We start from the raw sequence: 16,831 nt of genomic DNA, 5'->3' as shown, positions 1-16,831 counted from the left end.
AGCCGCCAGCCTCCCTCGAGGGGTGTACTCAATTGTCGGCCTAGTTCGGCCAGGTCGCTCATGATTCAACGCCCATGCGTCGGCGCAGGTCCTTGCTGATCGACTGCCGTACCCGGCCATAATCGGCCCAGGGGTCATCGCCTTCGACCAGGCGTTTGCCGAGGTTGAGCAGGTTCCACTGGTTGGCGCCTTCAAGCTCAGTCAGCTCTTCGCGGCGAATCGGCACCGACACCGGCAGGCCCTCGCGGGCGCGGAGCGAATAGGCGCAGACGGTGGTCGCGCCTTTGCCGTTGCGCAGGTAGTCGATGAAGATCCGCCCGACCCGGTTCTTCGGCCCGGACACCGCCGACAGGCGCTCGGGGAACAGCCCGGCCAGGTGCTGGACCATGGCTTGGCTGAAGGCCTTGACCTCGTCCCAACCGGCACGCCGGGTCAGCGGCACGACGATGTGCATGCCCTTGCCGCCGCTGGTCTTGAGGAACGACTGCAAGCCCAGTTCATCGAGCAGGGCCAGGGTCAATTGAGTGGCTTCGAGCATGGCCTTCCACGGCAGCGCCGGGTCCGGGTCGAGGTCGAGAATCAGCCGGTCGGGCGTGTCAAAGTCCTTGGCGGTGGCGTTCCAGGTGTGCAGTTCGAGGGTGTTCATCTGCACCGTGCCGAGCAGTGTTTCGACCCGGTCGATGATCATCAGCGCCTGACCGGCTTCGGCCTTGTCGTGGCGCTCAAGGCCGGGGATGTTCAACGGTGTGGCGTTCTTCTGGAAGAACAGCTCGCCGGCCAGCCCGTCGGGTGCCCGCACCAAGGCCACCGGGCGGCGCTTGAGGTGCGGCAGGATCCACTCGGCGACCTGGGCGTAGTATTCGCCGACCTGGCGCTTGGTGATACCGGTGCTGGCGTCGACCACCCGTTGCGGGTGGGTCAGCTGCAGTGTGGGCGTGTTGCTTGCCGGGCTTTTCACGGGCTGCTCCAGGCCAATGGCCTTGGCCGGTTTGTCGTCACGCAGGCCATGGAACACCGAATGGCGCACCACGCCGTCGCGGGTCATCTGCGCATAGGCGACCTCGGCCAGCAGCTGCGGCTTGAGCCAGTGCACGCCTTTGGCCTCGGCGCCGGTTGGCGGCGTGGGCAATGGCGGCTTGCCGACTTCAAGCGGCGCCAGGCGTTGATGCAGGTGGGCAAGGGTGGCGCTGTTGAAGCCGGTACCGACCTTGCCGGCATAGCGCAGCTCGCCGCGCTCATCGTGCAGGGCCAGCAGCAGCGCGCCAAACGCTGCGCGCGAGCCTTTGGGGTCGGTGAAGCCGACGATCACGAATTCCTGGCGCTGCTTGCACTTGAGCTTGATCCAGTCGCTGCTGCGGCGGTTGACGTAGTGGCTGCCCAGGCGCTTGCCGATCAGGCCTTCCATCTTCATCTTGCAGGCGCTGTCGAGCAGCGATTCGACACGCTGGTCAAAGCCGGCAGAGAAACGCAGGCACTTGTCGTCGGCCTTCTCCAGCAGCGCGGCCAGGGCCGAGCGGCGCTGTTCCAGCGGGCACTGGCGCAAGTCCATGCCGTTGAGGTACGGCAGGTCGAACAGGTAGTAAACGATCTGCTCGTCGCAGGCCTGATCGAAGGCATTCTGCAGCGCCTGAAAATCCGCAACGCCGTGCTCGTTGGCCACCACCATCTCGCCATCGAGCCATGCCGATTGCACGCCGAGCCCGGCCAGGGCCTTGGCCTGTCTGGGCAACTTGGCGGTCCAGTCATGGCCGTTGCGGGTGAACAGGCGTATTTGCTCACCGTTGATGCGGGCGAGGATGCGGTAGCCGTCGAATTTCACTTCGTAGCCCCAGTCGCCCTCGGGGGGCGTCTCTACCAGGGTCGCCAATTGCGGTTTGAACGAAGCGGGCAAAGCGGCTTTGCTGGCGCCGTCGAGCTTGGACTTGCTCGCGGGCCTGGCCTTGCGGGTGGTTTTGTTCGCCGCTGCCCTGGGGCGGCGGGCAGTCAGGCTGCGTTCGCTGAGCACGCTGTCGGGCTCTGCTTCGAGGATGTCGTAGTCTGCTTGCGGGCGCGCCTGGGCATCGTCGGACTTGACCAGCAGCCACTGCTCCTTGGTGCCGGCCAGGTGGGTGCGAAACAGGTTCCAGGTGCCGGACAGCTTCTCGCCCTGCAGGCGAAAGCGCAGCTTGCCTTTGGCATAGGCCTTGCGCGGGTCTTCTTCGGGAATCCACACACCGCGGTCCCAGACGATTACCTCACCGGCGCCGTAATGGCCTTCGGGGATACGGCCTTCGAAGTTGGCGTAGTCCAGTGGGTGGTCTTCAACGTGCACCGCCAGGCGCCGGATTTTCGGGTCCAGCGACGGGCCCTTGGGGATGGCCCAGCTTTTCAGGGTGCCGTCCAGTTCCAGGCGAAAGTCGTAGTGCAGGTGGCTGGCGTGGTGTTTCTGGATGCAGTACTGCAGGGCGTGGGCGGCTTTTTTGCCCTGGGCATGGCTACCCACAGGCTCCGGGGTGGCGTCGAAATTGCGCTTGCGTGCGTACTCCTGCAACGGCTTGGCCATGGCGGTGTCCTGCTGCTTATGGGCGGCTCCTAAGGATTGGGATCGGACGGCTGGGGTGAGAGTTCAATCGGCTTTGTTCGAGGTGGGGCTGCTGCGCACCCCATCGCCGGCAAGGCCCCACAGGTGTCGAGCGCACCGCTATCCTGTGGGAACCGGCCTTGCCGGCGATCGACCGCGAAGCGGTCGCCGTATCAGCCTTGCTTCTTGATAATCGCCTCACTGATGCTCGCCGGCGCTTCAGCGTACTTGGTGAACTCCATGGTGTAGCTGGCCCGGCCCTGGGTCATGGAGCGCATCTGCGTGGAATAGCCGAACATCTCGCCCAATGGCACTTCGGCGCGTACCACCTTGCCCGCCGGCGTCTCGTCGCCTTCCTGGATCATCCCGCGACGGCGGCTCAGGTCGCCCATGATGTCGCCCTGGTACTCCTCGGGGGTCACCACCTCGACTTTCATCACCGGCTCCAGCAGCACCGCGCCGCCTTTTTGCGCCAGTTGCTTGGTGGCCATTGACGCTGCGACCTTGAAAGCCATTTCGTTGGAGTCGACATCGTGGTACGAGCCGTCGAACACCGTGGCCTTCAGGCCAATCAGCGGATAACCGGCCAGCACGCCGTTCTGCATCTGCTCTTCGATGCCTTTCTGGATCGCCGGGATGTACTCGCGCGGCACCACGCCGCCGACCACTTCGTTGACGAATTCCAGGCCCTCTTTACCTTCCTCGCCCGGGGCGAAGCGGATCCAGCAGTGGCCGTACTGGCCGCGCCCGCCAGACTGACGGACGAACTTGCCTTCGATCTCGCAGGTGTTGCGGATCTTCTCGCGGTAGGCGACTTGCGGCTTGCCGATATTGGCCTCGACGCCGAACTCGCGCTTCATGCGGTCGACGATGATGTCCAGGTGCAACTCGCCCATGCCGGAGATGATGGTTTGCGCCGTCTCTTCATCGGTGCGCACCCGGAACGACGGGTCTTCCTGGGCCAGCTTGCTCAGGGCGATGCCCATTTTCTCCTGGTCGGCCTTGGTTTTCGGCTCGACCGCCACCGAGATCACCGGGTCCGGGAAGTCCATGCGTTCGAGGATGATCGGCTTGTTGATGTCGCACAGGGTGTCGCCGGTGGTGACGTCCTTCATGCCGATCAGCGCGGCGATGTCGCCAGCGCACACGTCCTTGATCTCGGCGCGCTGGTTGGCGTGCATCTGCACCATACGGCCGATCCGTTCCTTCTTGCCCTTGACCGAGTTGAGCACGGCATTGCCTGAGCTGAGCACGCCGGAGTAGACCCGGGCAAACGTCAGGGTACCGACGAACGGGTCGGTGGCGATCTTGAAGGCCAGCGCCGAGAACGGTTCGTTGTCGTCGGCGTGGCGCTCCAGGTGCTTGTCTTCGTCGTCCGGGTCGGTGCCGTTGATCGCCGGGATTTCCGAGGGCGCCGGCAGGTAGTCAATCACCGCGTCGAGCATCAGCGGCACGCCTTTGTTCTTGAACGACGAGCCGCAGATCGCCGGCACGATCTGGTTGGCCAGGGTACGCTGGCGCAGGCCGGCCTTGATCTGTTCGTTGCTCAGCTCCTGGCCGTTGAGGTACAGCTCCATGAACTCGTCATTGGCCTCGGCGGCGGCCTCGATCATGTGTGCCCGCCACTCGCGGGCAAGCGCCAGCATGTCGGCGGGAATCTCTTCTTCGCGGTAGCTGGTGCCCTGGTCGTCCTCGTTCCAGTAGATGGCCTTCATCTTCACCAGGTCGATCTGCCCGGCGAAGTGCTCCTCGGCGCCGATCGACAGCTGGATCGGCACCGGGTTATGGCCCAGGCGCTGATCGATCTGCTTGACCACGCGCAGGAAGTCGGCGCCCTGGCGGTCCATTTTGTTGACGTAGGCCAGGCGCGGCACATGGTACTTGTTGGCCTGGCGCCAGACCGTTTCCGATTGCGGCTCGACGCCATCGGCGCCGCTGAACACCACCACCGCGCCGTCGAGCACGCGCAGCGAACGCTCCACCTCGATGGTGAAGTCGACGTGGCCGGGGGTGTCGATGATGTTGAAGCGGTACTTGTCGGGAAATTGCTTGGTCGAACCCTGCCAGAACGCCGTGGTCGCCGCCGAGGTGATGGTGATGCCGCGCTCCTGCTCCTGGGCCATCCAGTCCATGGTCGCGGCGCCGTCGTGCACCTCGCCCATCTTGTGGTTGACCCCGGTGTAGAACAGGATGCGTTCGGTGGTGGTGGTCTTGCCGGCGTCAACATGGGCGACGATGCCGATGTTGCGGTACAGCTCGATGGGAGTGGTGCGCGCCATGAGGGGTCACCTGTGTGTGATGCGGATGAAGAGGGTATTCCCAAGGTAGCAGAAGTGCGGCGGCTTGCACGGCGGTCCATGGCTGAAGCAGGTTCATCCATGGCCTGAGTAACCATCGGTTGTAAAGCCTGCGGCGCTGACGCTTAATCCTTCTATCCGCTTGCCGATGGAGTCGCCCAATGCCGCTGGAACAATCCGTTAATGCCTGGTGCCAGAGTCATCCGTTGATCGCCGAACTGGTGGCGTTGCGCCCTACCTGCTGGTTCAACCCGGCCCTGGCACCGAGCGCCGAGGCCCTGGGGGACGTGGCGCTGACGGCTGCGGATATCCGTGAAGCCAGCGCCAGGCTCGAGCGCTTTGCCCCGTACATTGCCTCGGCGTTCCCCGAGACCGTGCCCAGCGCCGGTATCATCGAATCGCCCGTGTTGCCGCTGCGCGCCCTGCAGGCGGTGCTCTGTGCTGAACAGCACCTTGCGCCAGCCGGTGAGCTGTGGCTCAAGGCCGACAACCTGTTGCCGATTTCCGGTTCGATCAAGGCCCGCGGCGGCATCTATGAAGTGCTCAAGCATGCCGAAGACCTGGCCCTGGCAGGCGGTTTGCTGCGCCCGGGCGACAGTTACGCCACGCTTGACAGCGATGAGGCCCGGGCATTCTTCGGCCAGTACAGTGTGGCGGTCGGCTCCACCGGCAACCTCGGCCTGTCGATCGGCATCATCAGTGCGCGCCTGGGCTTCAAGGCGACGGTGCACATGTCCGCCGACGCCCGTCAGTGGAAAAAGGATCGCCTGCGCGCCTGCGGCGTCGCGGTGCGTGAGTACAGCGCCGACTACAGCGTGGCGGTGGAGCAGGGACGCCAGGAGGCCGAGGCCGATCCGCGTTGCCATTTCGTCGATGATGAAAACTCGCTGAACCTGTTCCTTGGTTACGCCGTGGCCGCCGAGCGCCTGCAGCGCCAGTTGGCGGAGCAGGGCATCCAGGTCGACGCCGAGCATCCGCTGTTCGTCTACCTGCCCTGTGGCGTCGGCGGTGGCCCGGGTGGCGTGGCCTTCGGCCTCAAGCATATCTTTGGCGATGCGGTGCATTGCCTGTTCGCCGAGCCGAGCCATTCACCGTGCATGTTCCTCGGTGTGTACACCGGCTTGCACGACAGTGTCTCGGTGTATGACTTTGGCATCGACAACCAGACGGCCGCCGACGGCCTGGCGGTTGGCCGCCCCTCGGGCTTTGTCGGCCGCTCGCTGCAGCGCCTGATCGACGGCTACTACACCGTCAGCGACGACACCCTGTACCGCCAGCTTGCGCAAATGCACGCCTGTGAGGGCATCGAACTTGAGCCCTCGGCGCTGGCCGGGGTGTCGGGGATGTTCAGCGTGATGCAAGAGCAACAAGGCTACCGTCAGCGCCTGGGCTTGAGTGATGAGCGCATGGCCCGTGCCACCCACCTGGTCTGGGGCACCGGCGGCAGTATGGTGCCGCGCGACGAAATGGACCGCTACCTGGCCAAGGGCCGTGCCGTGCTGGCCGGGCGCTGAGCATGCTCAACCTGCCCGATCGCCTAGGCATGCGCTTGAACGGCGCCCAGTTCGCCAACCTGCATACCTTCCTTGCGGTCGCCCGGCACCTGAGCTTCAGCCAGGCGGCGCAGGAGCTGTGCCTGACCGCCAGCGCCGTCAGCCACCGTATCGCCCGCCTGGAACAGGCGCTGGCACTGCGCCTGTTCGAACGGCTGACCCGGCGCATTCGCCTGACCGCTGAAGGTGAGCGGCTCTATCAGGTGCTGCAAGGCTTCGAGGCGCAACTGCAGGAAGCCCTGCAGCCGTTGACGACGCAGGTCAGCGGGGCCCTGAGCCTGTATGTACGGCCTTCGGTGGCCCAACACTGGCTGGTGCCGCGCTTGGCAGATTTTCAGCAGCGTTATCCGCAACTGAGCCTGGATATTCGCACTGGCAACGACCCGGTGGATTTTCGCACCCGGCCAGTGGACCTGGCCTTGCTGTACGGCCACGGCGAATTTCCGGGGCTGGTCAGCCGATTGCTGATGGACGAGCGGATAGCCCCGGTGTGCAGCCCGCAGTACGCCGAACGCCATGGCTTGATCGGCCACCCCGAGCGCCTGGCCCAGTGCACCTTGCTGCACGACGCGCTGGCCTGGGAACACGCGGCCTTTGACGCCGAGTGGCAACGCTGGGCCCGCGAACAGAACCTGCAACAGCTCCTGCCCGCCAGCCACCTGACCTTCGATCGCTCCGACCTGTGCAGCGCCGCTGCCCGCCACCATGCCGGCGTGGCCATGGGGCGCCAGCGCCTGGTGCAACCGTTGCTGGACCAGGGCGCGTTGATCCTGCCCCTGGGCGGCTTCAGTCAGGCGGCGGGGCAGGGTTATTACCTGGTGCATCCGCCGCGCGAGCCGCTGGCGCAGCGCGTGCGGGTGATGGTTGAGTGGTTGCGTGAGTGTGCGCTCAGCTGACCTCGGCCGTCGTGCACAGGCGTGCCAGTGGCGTGAGCTCGCGGGCAAAATGTTCGATGGCCAGCACGTAGCCGTGGGTGCCGAAGCCGGCCAGCACCGCCTTGGCCACCAGCGACACATAGGAGTGGTGGCGGAAGGCTTCACGGCGATGGACGTTGGAGATATGCACTTCGATCACTGGCACCTCGGCGGCAATCAAGGCGTCATGAATCGCCACCGAAGTATGGGTCCAGGCACCGGGGTTGATGACGATCCCGGCGACCCGGCCACGGGCCTGGTGAATCCAGTCGATCATCTGCCCTTCGTGGTTGGTCTGCTGGAACTCAAGCTTCAGTTCCAGCCGGCTGGCGGCCTGCTGGCAGAGGTTTTCGACATCGGCCAGGGTCTCCCGGCCGTAAACCTGCGGTTGGCGCAGGCCGAGCATGTTCAGGTTGGGGCCATTGAGCACGAGCAGGGTTTTCATGGTGCAGGTTTCCAGTCTGGGGGTTGGCGCGCAGGGCGTCGTAGGCGGGTAAAAAGGGCTCAGAGGCTGTCGGTGGCGACGATCTGGCCGCTACGCGCGGCGCTGCTGATGGCCTCGACAATCTGCACATTGCGCAGACCGTCGCGCACGCTTACCAGCGGCGGCTCGTGGCCGCGAATCACCTGGCAGAAGTGTGCCAGCTGGCGGGCCAGCGGGTCGGCGCTGTGCAAGGGCACCACGGTGCTGGTGAAGGGCTTCCACCACGAGCGGTCGGCGCGCTGCTCGTAGTACTTCAGGCGCATGCTCGGGATCGACAGTGAGCCCCGGGTGCCGCTGATCACATAGCAGTCTTCGTCGGCGTAGCTGGGGTAGTCGAGGTTCTCGCCCGTGGTCTGCTCCCAGCTGCGGGCGCAGGCGGCGGTGTCGGACAGCATGAAGGTGCCCAGGGCGCCGCTGGCAAAGCGCAGGCTGATGGCCACGCTGTCTTCCACGGCAAAGCCGCGGGTGGCGCTGGAGGCCTGGGCCTGCACGGCGACAATCTCGCCGCACAGCGAACGCAGGTTGCCGATCTCGTGGATCATGTTGATCAGCACCGGCCCGCCGCCGATCTGGCGGCGCCAGGGCGCAGCGTCGAAATAGTCGTCGGGTTTGTAGAACAGCGCGCTGCCCATCACCGCCACCAGATTGCCCAGCAGGCCTTCGGCGATCACCTCGCGGGCCTTGGCCAGGATCGTGCTGTGGGCACGATGATGGCCGACCAGCAGCCGCGCACCGGTTCGCTCGGCGATGGCCAGCAGGCGCTTGCCTGCTTCCAGCGTGTGCGCCAGCGGTTTTTCGATCAGCACGCCAATGCCGTGTTCAACGCAGGCCAGGGCGCCTTCGACATGCAGGTGATTGGGCGTGGCCAGGATCACCGCGTCCGGGCGCTGCTCGGCGAACAACTGCTCAAGGCTGGGGTAGAGGGCAACGCCGTGGCTGGCCGCGAGTTCGGCGGCGGCCGGGGCCGGGTCGACCAGGGCGGCCAGTTCGCACTCGGCGCTGGCCTGGATCAGTTCGATATGCCGGCGGCCAATCAGGCCGGCACCGGCGACGGCAATACGGATCGTGTGCATGGCGCTCTCGTTATTGTTATGCGGACCGCGGCAACGGTTTTGTGAGAGGCTAATAAAAAACTCCCAGGAGATAATCGGGCCAGATGAAGAATCAGAATGCGCTATTAGCGAATAATGACCCGCTGCTGCGCGACCTGCAGTTGTTCTGCGAAGTGGCGCGGCGCTCCAGCTTCATCGCCGCCGCCACCGAGATCGGCCTGTCGCCGGCCCATGTCAGCAAGCGCATCGCCACCCTGGAGACGCTGCTGGGGGTCAAGCTGTTCAACCGCACCACACGGCGGGTGAATATCACCAGCGATGGCGAAGCGGCGTTCATCTGGGCGCAGAAGATCCTCGAGAATGTCGAGTCGATGCTCGAGGCGTTGTCCGGGGCCCACAGCGAACCGCGCGGCACCTTGCGCATCAGCACCAGCCTGCGCCTGGGCCGCGAGCACATCGCGCCGATCCTGTCGCTGCTGCGCAAGCGTTATCCGACCCTGGATATCTGGCTGGAGCTGCTCGACCGGCGGGTGGACCTGATTGGCGAGAATTTCGATATCGACATCCGCGTCGGTGAGGTGCAGGAAAAACACCTGATCGCCCATCGCATCGCCGAGAACAAGCGGGTGCTCGCGGCCTCGCCGGCGTACCTGGCGCGCCGCGGCCAGGTGCGGGTACCGGCGGAACTGGCCCAGCATGATTGCCTGCTGTTTCGCAGCCGCGACGATCGCTTCGGGGTGTGGCGGTTGATTGGGCCGGGCGGGTCGGAAACGGTCAAGGTCACCGGGCCCATGGCGGCCAACCACAGCGATGTCGTCCGCCAGTGGGCCATGGACGGGCACGGCATCATCATGGCCTCGTACTGGGACGTGGCTGGCAGCTTGCAGGAGGGGTCATTGGTTCGGGTGTTGCCGGCCTATCACCAGCCGGCGGATGTCTGGGCGGTGACGGCGGCGCGTTCGGACAGTTCGGCGAAGGTGCGCAGTTGCGTGGCGTTCTTGCGCGAGCAACTGGCGCAGGGGCCGTTTGCGTTGGCGGTGGGTGGCTGAGGGGGGGGCATCGCGGGGCCGGCCAACTCCCACAGGTGCTGTGCAGGCTCGAAACTGTGGGAGCCGGCCTTGCCGGCGATGGGCTGCGCAAGCAGCCCCAGGCACTCAATCGCCGGCTTGAACCTGCAGCATCCACTGCCCGTCGATTTCACGCACCAGGCCACTGGCCAGGAACAGCGGCAGCAGGCGCTTGTGCAGCTGCGGTTCAACAAAACCTTTCACTGCGCTCAGGTCCAGCGCACCCAGCGTCGGCAGGTCGACCTTGGTGTACGAAAGCCAGGCCTTCTTCAGTGCATTGAGCACATCGCTGCCCGTAGTGTTGGCAAAGCGCCGGTTGAGCGTCTGGCCATCGAGCACGAAGGTGTGCTGGTACTCGTAGCCCGTTTCGTCACCGCCGCTGGTGCGGCAGCGGATACAGGTGCAAGGCCCGTCGCCGAAGGCTTTTTGCAGGTAGTTGTTGAAATCCACCACGGGCTTGAGCCCCAGGCGCTTGTCGACCTCGAACATGTCCGAGGTCAGGTTCTGTTCAGCACTCAATGTCATTCCTCTGACAGGTTTTTACCGGGGGGCACAATACCAGCCGGGGCGGGCCGAGGGTACCTTCGTGCGTCGCCTCGTCGAAGGGCGCGGGCTTTTTCCGTGCCGCTCCTTTACCCTATGCGCCCGCACGCGTCAGCTGACGCGGTTTTCCCTGTCGTTGGAGTTCGACCATGTTGTACAAATACACCGCCACCGTGACCGTCAGCGACGACCTGCATGAAGATGTCGAGGCCGTGGAAAACCCCGGGATCAAGATCGGCCTGGAGGCCGTCAGCGAGACGCTGAAAAAGGTTCACTTCATCAATACCCTGGCCGCTCCCGACAAGCCGACGCATATCTGCGTGACCCTGGAAAACGGCCTGAGCTACTACGGCCCGATCGTTAACGGCCATGCCGAGCTGGAAGGCGGCTGGATCGCCTTCGAAAGCGACATGCTCACCCCGGAAGAACTGGGCCTGTAATCCGTTGGGCTACAGCACCGTGGCCCAGAGCAACCCGGCCAGGTACAAGGCCACGCCGAACACCCCATGAGCCAGCAGGCTGCGCGCCCGCGCCGCATTTGGCTTGGGGGTTTTCGAGGCGAAGACGCCCGCGCCCATGCCGGGCTGCATGATCAGATAAGGCGCCGCCACGGTCACCAGGCCGAGCACGAACGCAGGCACAAACTGCGGCTGGTGTGCCCACGCCACACCGCAGATTGCCAGCAGCAACCCGGCGAAAATCACCCCGATGGTGTAATGCGCACTCCAGCCGATCAGCCGTTCAGTGGCCAGCGCAGGCGCCTTGGCGATGCTTTGATGGACGAACTGCCCGCGCGGCATATGCCCGATCCAACGTCCCACCAAACCCCAGTTCGGTCCGGCCATGCCCAGCACGCGCTGCTGGAACAGTGACCAGAGGTCGGCCAGGGCCGTGGCGGTTACGCCGATCAAAACAGCAAGAACGATTCCTTCAGGCATGGCGTACTCCATTTAAAAACATTCAATAGATTGATTGAATGATTGGCCAATGCTACCTTCCTGTCAATGACCGATATGAAAACCCAGCAGCACCAGCACATCGCCGAACTGGCGCGGACCCTTGGCCACGCCCATCGCCTCAATCTGCTCGAACAGATCGCCAGCGGCGAGCTTGCCGTCGAGCAACTGGCCCAGCAGTGCGAGCTGTCGGTGGCCAACGCTTCCCAGCATTTGCAGCACTTGCGCCGCGCAGGCTTCGTGCAGACCCGCCGCGACGGCAAGCGCGTGCTCTACCGGCTTGGCGTCGGGCCAATTGCTGATGTGTTGGTGGCACTCGCTCAACTGGCCGCGTTCAATCGCGCGGCGATTCGCGAGCTGATGAGCGATAGCGTGAGTGCGCCCGAGCACCTGGAAGCGATCAGCAGGGAAGAGCTGCTGGAGCGTTTGCAGGATCACAGCGTGACCCTGCTCGATGTGCGCCCGGCCGAGGAGTTTGCCCAGGGGCATTTGCCGGGGGCGATCAATATTCCGTTCGCTGAACTGCAGCAGCGCCTGGGCGAGCTGCCGGTCAGCCAGGAAGTGGTGGCCTATTGCCGCGGGCCCTGGTGCGTGTTCTCCCGCGATGCGGTGACGGCCCTGAAAGCCAGGGGCTTGAGGGCGCGTCACTTTCTTCAGGGCATCGAGCTGTGGCCTGGGCCGCTGCAGGATTAACCCAGTTCGGCCAGGCAGCGCTCAAGGATGTCCAGGCCTTCTTCGAACACTTCAGCCTCGATGGTCAGCGGCGCCAGCAAGCGGATGATGTGCCGTGCCTTGCCGCTGGGCATCAACAGCAGCCCGGCGCTCCTGGCCGCTGCCAGCAGTTGCGCCAGCTGCGCGGTGGCCGGTGTGCCGTCGGCGTTGACCAGTTCGATGCCGCGCATCGCCCCGGTGCCGGTCAGGCGGCCCAGATAAGGCGAGAGTTTGCTGGCCTGCCAGCGCTCGAAGCGGCTTAGCAGCGCGGCCTCCTGGCGTTCGCCCCAGGTCGAAAGGTTGGCGTCGCTCATTTCATCCAGGGTCGCCAGGGCGGCGGCGCAGGCCATCGGGTTGCCGGAGTAGGTGCCGCCAAGGCCGCCTTTGGGCAGGTTGTCGAGCAGCGCCTTGTGGCCGACCACGGCGCCCAGCGGCATGCCGCCGGCGATGCTCTTGGCCAGCAACAATAAATCCGGCTCGATGCCCAGGCGCGGGAAGGCGAAGCGCTGGCCGGTGCGGCCAAAACCCGACTGGATTTCATCGATGATGATCAGGATGCCGTGCTGGTCGCAGAAGCTGCGCAAGGCGCGGGCAAACGCGGGCTCCATGGCCAGAAAGCCGGCTTCACCCTGGACCGGTTCGAAGATGAAGGCGGCCACGTCATTGACGTCGATCTCGACGCTGAACAAGCGCTCCATGGCCTTGAGCGCCTGCTCGCTGCTGACGCCGGTGTCCTGGCTGGGGTAGGGCAGGTGATACACCGGCCCCGGCAGTACGCCGACGCGTTGCTTGTAGGGCGCAACTTTGCCGTTGAGGTTGAGGGTCGCCAGGGTGCGGCCATGAAAGCCGCCATCGAAGGCGATGATTGCCGTCTTGCCGGTGGCACCGCGGGCGATCTTCAGGGCGTTTTCCGCCGCTTCCGCGCCGCTGTTGGTGAGCATGCCGCTGAGCGGGTAGGACACCGGCACAAACGTCGCCAGGCGATTCATCAATTCGAGGTAGGGTTCATGTGCAGCCGCGTTGAAGGCGTAGTGCGTCAGGCGTGTGGCCTGCTGCTGGATGGCCGCGACAATCCGCGGGTGACAATGGCCCAGGTTCAATACGCCGATGCCGCCAACGAAATCGATATAGCGTTTCCCGTCGGTGTCCCAGACTTCCGCGTTTTTACCGTGTGACAGTGTAATAGGGTGAACGACGGAAATAGACTGGCTGATCGTTTCGTGACTCATTTGCCCGCGGCCTCACTGGAGTTTCTTATTATCTAAGCGAGGCCCGCTACTGCTGTGCAAGCGAAATAATGGATTGCAATCATTCCTGCAGGTCGTGAACTTTATCGCCCTGGCTTATCCATTCGGCAATCCACCCGACCAAGGCGTGCACCTTGGACGCCTTGACAGCTATCCAGGTAAAAGCACGGAGCAGAGTGGTGGTGGGGGGCACCAGGGGTTTGTACATGGGCGGAGTCAACCGGGCGAAAAAGAGATAGGGTCATTCCATTACGGAATCATGTGCTTCTAAAAGGTCGTTTGTGAGCAGCGGCCCTATAGATTAATACTGACTTGCATCAATGATTTCGACCCGTATCCGCTGTAGGAGAATAATAAGATGGTTGCTGAACTACTTACCCGTTTGGGCGTGCCTGAAGGTTTATATAACGGCGGCACACACGCTGTTTGTACCCCCATCGACGGCAGCCAGATTGCAGCGCTTACCCTGCAAAGCAAAGTCCAGGTGACCGCCAAGATCGATCAGGCCGAAAAAGCCTTCCAGGCCTGGCGCAACGTCCCGGCCCCGCGCCGCGGTGAGTTGATCCGCCTGTTTGGCGAAGTGCTGCGTAAGTACAAGGCCGAGCTCGGTGAACTGGTGTCGATCGAAGCCGGCAAGATCACCCAGGAAGGCCTGGGCGAAGTGCAGGAAATGATCGATATCTGCGACTTCGCCGTCGGCCTGTCGCGACAGCTTTACGGCCTGACCATCGCCTCCGAGCGCCCGGGCCACCACATGCGTGAGACCTGGCACCCGCTGGGTGTGGTCGGGGTGATCAGCGCTTTCAACTTCCCGGTCGCGGTCTGGGCCTGGAACACCACCCTGGCGCTGGTGTGCGGCAACGCCGTGGTGTGGAAACCGTCGGAGAAAACCCCACTGACCGCGCTGGCCTGTCAGGCGCTGTTCGAAAAAGCCCTGAAGGCGTTCGGCGAGGCGCCAGAAGGCCTGAGCCAACTGGTCATCGGTGATCGCGACGCCGGCGAAGCGCTGGTCGACGACCCGCGCGTGCCGCTGGTCAGCGCCACTGGCAGCACCCGCATGGGCCGCGAGGTCGGCCCGCGGGTGGCCGCGCGTTTCGGCCGCAGCATCCTTGAGCTGGGCGGCAACAACGCGATGATTCTTGCGCCGAGTGCCGACCTCGACCTGGCCGTGCGCGGCATCCTCTTCAGCGCCGTCGGTACCGCCGGCCAACGCTGCACCACCTTGCGCCGGCTGATCGTCCATCGCTCGATCAAGGACGAAGTGGTTGCCCGGGTCAAAGCCGCCTATGCCAAGGTTCGTATCGGCGACCCGCGTAAAGACAACCTGGTCGGTCCGCTGATCGACAAGGCTTCGTTTGAAGGCATGCAGGACGCCCTGGCCCGTGCCCGTGATGAAGGCGGCCAGGTGTTCGGCGGTGAGCGTCAGCTTCAGGAGCAATACCCGAATGCCTATTACGTGGCGCCGGCGATCGTCGAGATGCCAGGCCAGAGCGCGGTGGTGCGTCATGAAACCTTCGCACCGATCCTCTACGTGTTGGCCTACGACGAATTCGACGAAGCCCTGCGCCTGAACAACGAAGTGCCGCAAGGTCTGTCGTCATGCATCTTCACCACCGACCTGCGCGAAGCCGAGCGCTTCCAGAGCGCGGCGGGCAGTGACTGCGGGATTGCCAACGTCAACATCGGCACCAGCGGTGCGGAGATTGGCGGGGCGTTTGGCGGCGAGAAGGAAACCGGCGGTGGCCGAGAGTCGGGTTCGGATTCGTGGAAGGCCTACATGCGTCGGCAGACCAATACCGTGAACTATTCCCGCGAGCTGCCGTTGGCGCAGGGGATTGTCTTCGACTGATTACCGAGTCGGCCCCATCGCTGGCAAGCCAGCTCCCACAAGGACTCTGTGGGAGCTGGCTTGCCAGCGATGGCCGCGCCACCGATCCCGCCAGTGGAACAATAAAAACGCTTTCACCCTACCAGTTGAGGGTTACCCATGGCATCGCTACAACAAAAGAAACAGCGTTCGCTGCAACACGGTCTGACCTCGCGCCAGGTGTCGATGATCTCCATTGCCGGGATCATTGGCGCCGGCCTGTTCATCGGCTCGTCCACCGCCATCGCCACGGCCGGGCCGGCCATTCTGATCTCCTACACCATGACCGGCCTGCTGGTGCTGCTGGTCATGCGCATGCTCGGGGAAATGGCCATCGCCAACCCCAACAGCGGCTCGTTCTCCACCTACGCAAGCCAGGCCATTGGGCCCTGGGCCGGGTTTACCATCGGCTGGCTGTACTGGTGGTTCTGGGTGCTGATCATTCCGGTCGAGGCGATTGCCGGCGCCGATATCCTGCACGCCTACTTCCCCGGCGTGCCGTCGTGGCTGTTCGCCTTCCTGATCATGATCGTGCTGTCGGGCACCAACCTGATCAGCGTGAAGAACTTCGGTGAATTCGAGTACTGGTTCGCGCTGATCAAGGTCATTGCCATTCTTGCCTTCATTGGCGTCTGCACCCTGGCGGTGTTCGGCGTCTGGCCGTTGGCCGAAGTCTCGGGTGTGCAGCAACTCTGGGCCAGCGGCGGCTTTATGCCCAACGGTTTCGGTGCGGTGCTCGGTGGCGTGCTGGTGACCATCTTCTCGTTCTTCGGCGCCGAGATCGTCACCATCGCCGCCGATGAAACGGCCAACCCCAAGGACAAGATCCGCAAGGCCACCAACCTTGTGGTGTACCGCATCGCGATCTTCTACATCGTCTCGATCTTCTTCATCGTTTCACTGGTGGCCTGGAACGACCCGGGTCTGAAGGCGGTGGGCTCGTTCCAGCGGGTGCTGGAGGTGCTCAACGTGCCCGGCGCCAAGCTGATGGTCGACCTGGTGGTGCTGGTGGCAGTGACCAGTTGCATGAACTCGGGCCTGTACACCGCTTCGCGCATGCTTTATTCGCTGGGCTCGCGCGGCGAAGCGCTGAAGATGACCAAGCGCATCTCCGGCAATGGCGTGCCGACCGTGGCGGTAATCCTCTCGACCTTCGCCGGCTTTGCCGGTTGCCTGGTCAACTATGTGTTCCCGGGCAAGGTCTTTGGCTTCCTGCTGTCGACCACCGGCGCCATCGCCTTGCTGGTGTACCTGGTGATTGCCGTGTCGCAGCTGCGCATGCGCGCCATCACTGACCGCCAGGGCACCGAGCTTGCGTTCAAGATGTGGCTGTTCCCCTGGCTGACCTGGCTGGTGATCGGCTTGATCACCCTGGTGCTCGGCTACATGCTGATCAGCCCGGCCTACCGCTATGAAACCCTGATGACCGCAGGGGTGACCCTGGCCATCCTGCTGATCTCGCTGACCCGGCGCAAAACGCCGGCCGATGCGCCGGTCGGCAGCCCGGCGGTGTCAGGCAAAGGCCTCTAGCGCGGCGCTTGGCAAGGCAAAAGCCCATGACCGGTTCATGGGCTTTTTCG

Annotated in this window: 14 protein-coding genes; 7 read left to right on the top strand and 7 right to left on the bottom strand. The window is 64.1% G+C overall.

Going from position 1 to position 16,831, the window contains the following annotated elements:
* Positions 1 to 58: 58 nt before the first annotated feature.
* A complete protein-coding gene (gene ligD, locus PspR32_RS15110) occupies positions 59 to 2,542 on the bottom strand; it encodes a DNA ligase D (RefSeq protein ID WP_159388804.1) in 2,484 nt (827 codons plus the stop codon).
* Between the two features lie 191 nt (positions 2,543 to 2,733).
* Positions 2,734 to 4,839: an elongation factor G gene (gene fusA / locus PspR32_RS15105; protein ID WP_010223806.1), complete on the bottom strand. Its 2,106-nt coding sequence runs from the start codon at positions 4,837 to 4,839 to the stop codon at positions 2,734 to 2,736.
* A 179-nt stretch (positions 4,840 to 5,018) separates the two neighbouring features.
* Between fusA and PspR32_RS15100 the strand changes: the two genes are divergently transcribed.
* Both PspR32_RS15100 and dsdC read left to right on the top strand, forming a co-directional pair.
* On the top strand, positions 5,019 to 6,371 hold the full coding sequence (locus PspR32_RS15100; protein ID WP_159388803.1) for a D-serine ammonia-lyase: 1,353 nt from the start codon (positions 5,019 to 5,021) through the stop codon (positions 6,369 to 6,371).
* Positions 6,372 to 6,373: 2 nt separating this feature from the next.
* Positions 6,374 to 7,306 carry a DNA-binding transcriptional regulator DsdC gene (gene dsdC, locus PspR32_RS15095; protein ID WP_159388802.1) on the top strand — a complete coding sequence of 311 codons (933 nt, stop codon included), beginning with the start codon at positions 6,374 to 6,376 and terminating at the stop codon, positions 7,304 to 7,306.
* On the opposite strand, the gene aroQ is transcribed toward dsdC, so the two are convergent.
* On the bottom strand, positions 7,299 to 7,769 hold the full coding sequence (gene aroQ, locus PspR32_RS15090; protein ID WP_010223802.1) for a type II 3-dehydroquinate dehydratase: 471 nt from the start codon (positions 7,767 to 7,769) through the stop codon (positions 7,299 to 7,301). The genes dsdC and aroQ overlap by 8 nt on opposite strands.
* Positions 7,770 to 7,828: 59 nt before the next feature.
* Complete coding sequence (locus PspR32_RS15085) at positions 7,829 to 8,881, bottom strand: Gfo/Idh/MocA family protein (protein ID WP_159388801.1); 1,053 nt, start codon at positions 8,879 to 8,881, stop codon at positions 7,829 to 7,831.
* 83 nt (positions 8,882 to 8,964) lie between these two features.
* On the opposite strand from PspR32_RS15085, the gene PspR32_RS15080 reads away from it, so the two are divergent.
* Positions 8,965 to 9,909, top strand: coding sequence for a LysR family transcriptional regulator (locus PspR32_RS15080; RefSeq protein WP_036994847.1), 945 nt, complete (start codon positions 8,965 to 8,967; stop codon positions 9,907 to 9,909).
* A 105-nt stretch (positions 9,910 to 10,014) separates the two neighbouring features.
* Here PspR32_RS15080 and PspR32_RS15075 read toward each other — a convergent pair whose 3' ends face one another.
* The gene (locus PspR32_RS15075; protein ID WP_010223796.1) at positions 10,015 to 10,446 is read right to left on the bottom strand and encodes a hypothetical protein; all 432 of its coding nucleotides are present in this window, start codon (positions 10,444 to 10,446) and stop codon (positions 10,015 to 10,017) included.
* 173 nt (positions 10,447 to 10,619) lie between these two features.
* Between PspR32_RS15075 and PspR32_RS15070 the strand changes: the two genes are divergently transcribed.
* Positions 10,620 to 10,910, top strand: a complete 291-nt coding sequence (locus tag PspR32_RS15070; protein WP_010223794.1) for a hypothetical protein — start codon at positions 10,620 to 10,622, stop codon at positions 10,908 to 10,910.
* A 9-nt stretch (positions 10,911 to 10,919) separates the two neighbouring features.
* Here PspR32_RS15070 and PspR32_RS15065 read toward each other — a convergent pair whose 3' ends face one another.
* On the bottom strand, positions 10,920 to 11,408 hold the full coding sequence (locus PspR32_RS15065) for a DUF2938 domain-containing protein (RefSeq protein ID WP_159388800.1): 489 nt from the start codon (positions 11,406 to 11,408) through the stop codon (positions 10,920 to 10,922).
* A 75-nt stretch (positions 11,409 to 11,483) separates the two neighbouring features.
* Between PspR32_RS15065 and PspR32_RS15060 the strand changes: the two genes are divergently transcribed.
* On the top strand, positions 11,484 to 12,119 hold the full coding sequence (locus PspR32_RS15060) for an ArsR/SmtB family transcription factor (protein ID WP_100783349.1): 636 nt from the start codon (positions 11,484 to 11,486) through the stop codon (positions 12,117 to 12,119).
* Here PspR32_RS15060 and PspR32_RS15055 read toward each other — a convergent pair.
* A complete protein-coding gene (locus tag PspR32_RS15055; protein ID WP_100783329.1) occupies positions 12,116 to 13,366 on the bottom strand; it encodes a 2-aminoadipate transaminase in 1,251 nt (416 codons plus the stop codon). The two genes, PspR32_RS15060 and PspR32_RS15055, sit on opposite strands and share 4 nt — an antisense overlap.
* A 376-nt stretch (positions 13,367 to 13,742) precedes the next feature.
* On the opposite strand from PspR32_RS15055, the gene amaB reads away from it, so the two are divergent.
* On the top strand, positions 13,743 to 15,233 hold the full coding sequence (gene amaB, locus PspR32_RS15050; RefSeq protein WP_159388799.1) for an L-piperidine-6-carboxylate dehydrogenase: 1,491 nt from the start codon (positions 13,743 to 13,745) through the stop codon (positions 15,231 to 15,233).
* Between the two features lie 138 nt (positions 15,234 to 15,371).
* Positions 15,372 to 16,781 (top strand): amino acid permease, encoded by a 1,410-nt coding sequence (locus PspR32_RS15045; protein ID WP_051636752.1) that lies wholly within the window; start codon positions 15,372 to 15,374, stop codon positions 16,779 to 16,781.
* The last annotated feature ends 50 nt before the right edge of the window (positions 16,782 to 16,831 follow it).

The sequence above is a fragment of the Pseudomonas sp. R32 genome, from assembly GCF_009866705.1.
GTDB classification, from domain to species: Bacteria; Pseudomonadota; Gammaproteobacteria; order Pseudomonadales; family Pseudomonadaceae; genus Aquipseudomonas; species Aquipseudomonas donghuensis.
The sequence above is the reverse complement of the archived record's forward strand: the minus strand, read 5'-3'. Positions and strand labels throughout refer to the sequence as shown.

What these genes read in the sequence shown, in the direction of transcription:
- aroQ (WP_010223802.1), bottom strand. Translation starts at nt 7,769, where the DNA reads ATGAAAACCCTGCTCGTGCTCAATGGCCCCAACCTGAACATGCTCGGC.
- PspR32_RS15060 (WP_100783349.1), top strand. Translation starts at nt 11,484, where the DNA reads ATGAAAACCCAGCAGCACCAGCACATCGCCGAACTGGCGCGGACCCTT.
- PspR32_RS15045 (WP_051636752.1), top strand. Translation starts at nt 15,372, where the DNA reads ATGGCATCGCTACAACAAAAGAAACAGCGTTCGCTGCAACACGGTCTG.
- PspR32_RS15070 (WP_010223794.1), top strand. Translation starts at nt 10,620, where the DNA reads ATGTTGTACAAATACACCGCCACCGTGACCGTCAGCGACGACCTGCAT.
- amaB (WP_159388799.1), top strand. Translation starts at nt 13,743, where the DNA reads ATGGTTGCTGAACTACTTACCCGTTTGGGCGTGCCTGAAGGTTTATAT.
- PspR32_RS15080 (WP_036994847.1), top strand. Translation starts at nt 8,965, where the DNA reads ATGAAGAATCAGAATGCGCTATTAGCGAATAATGACCCGCTGCTGCGC.
- PspR32_RS15085 (WP_159388801.1), bottom strand. Translation starts at nt 8,881, where the DNA reads ATGCACACGATCCGTATTGCCGTCGCCGGTGCCGGCCTGATTGGCCGC.
- dsdC (WP_159388802.1), top strand. Translation starts at nt 6,374, where the DNA reads ATGCTCAACCTGCCCGATCGCCTAGGCATGCGCTTGAACGGCGCCCAG.
- fusA (WP_010223806.1), bottom strand. Translation starts at nt 4,839, where the DNA reads ATGGCGCGCACCACTCCCATCGAGCTGTACCGCAACATCGGCATCGTC.
- PspR32_RS15065 (WP_159388800.1), bottom strand. Translation starts at nt 11,408, where the DNA reads ATGCCTGAAGGAATCGTTCTTGCTGTTTTGATCGGCGTAACCGCCACG.
- ligD (WP_159388804.1), bottom strand. Translation starts at nt 2,542, where the DNA reads ATGGCCAAGCCGTTGCAGGAGTACGCACGCAAGCGCAATTTCGACGCC.
- PspR32_RS15055 (WP_100783329.1), bottom strand. Translation starts at nt 13,366, where the DNA reads ATGAGTCACGAAACGATCAGCCAGTCTATTTCCGTCGTTCACCCTATT.
- PspR32_RS15100 (WP_159388803.1), top strand. Translation starts at nt 5,019, where the DNA reads ATGCCGCTGGAACAATCCGTTAATGCCTGGTGCCAGAGTCATCCGTTG.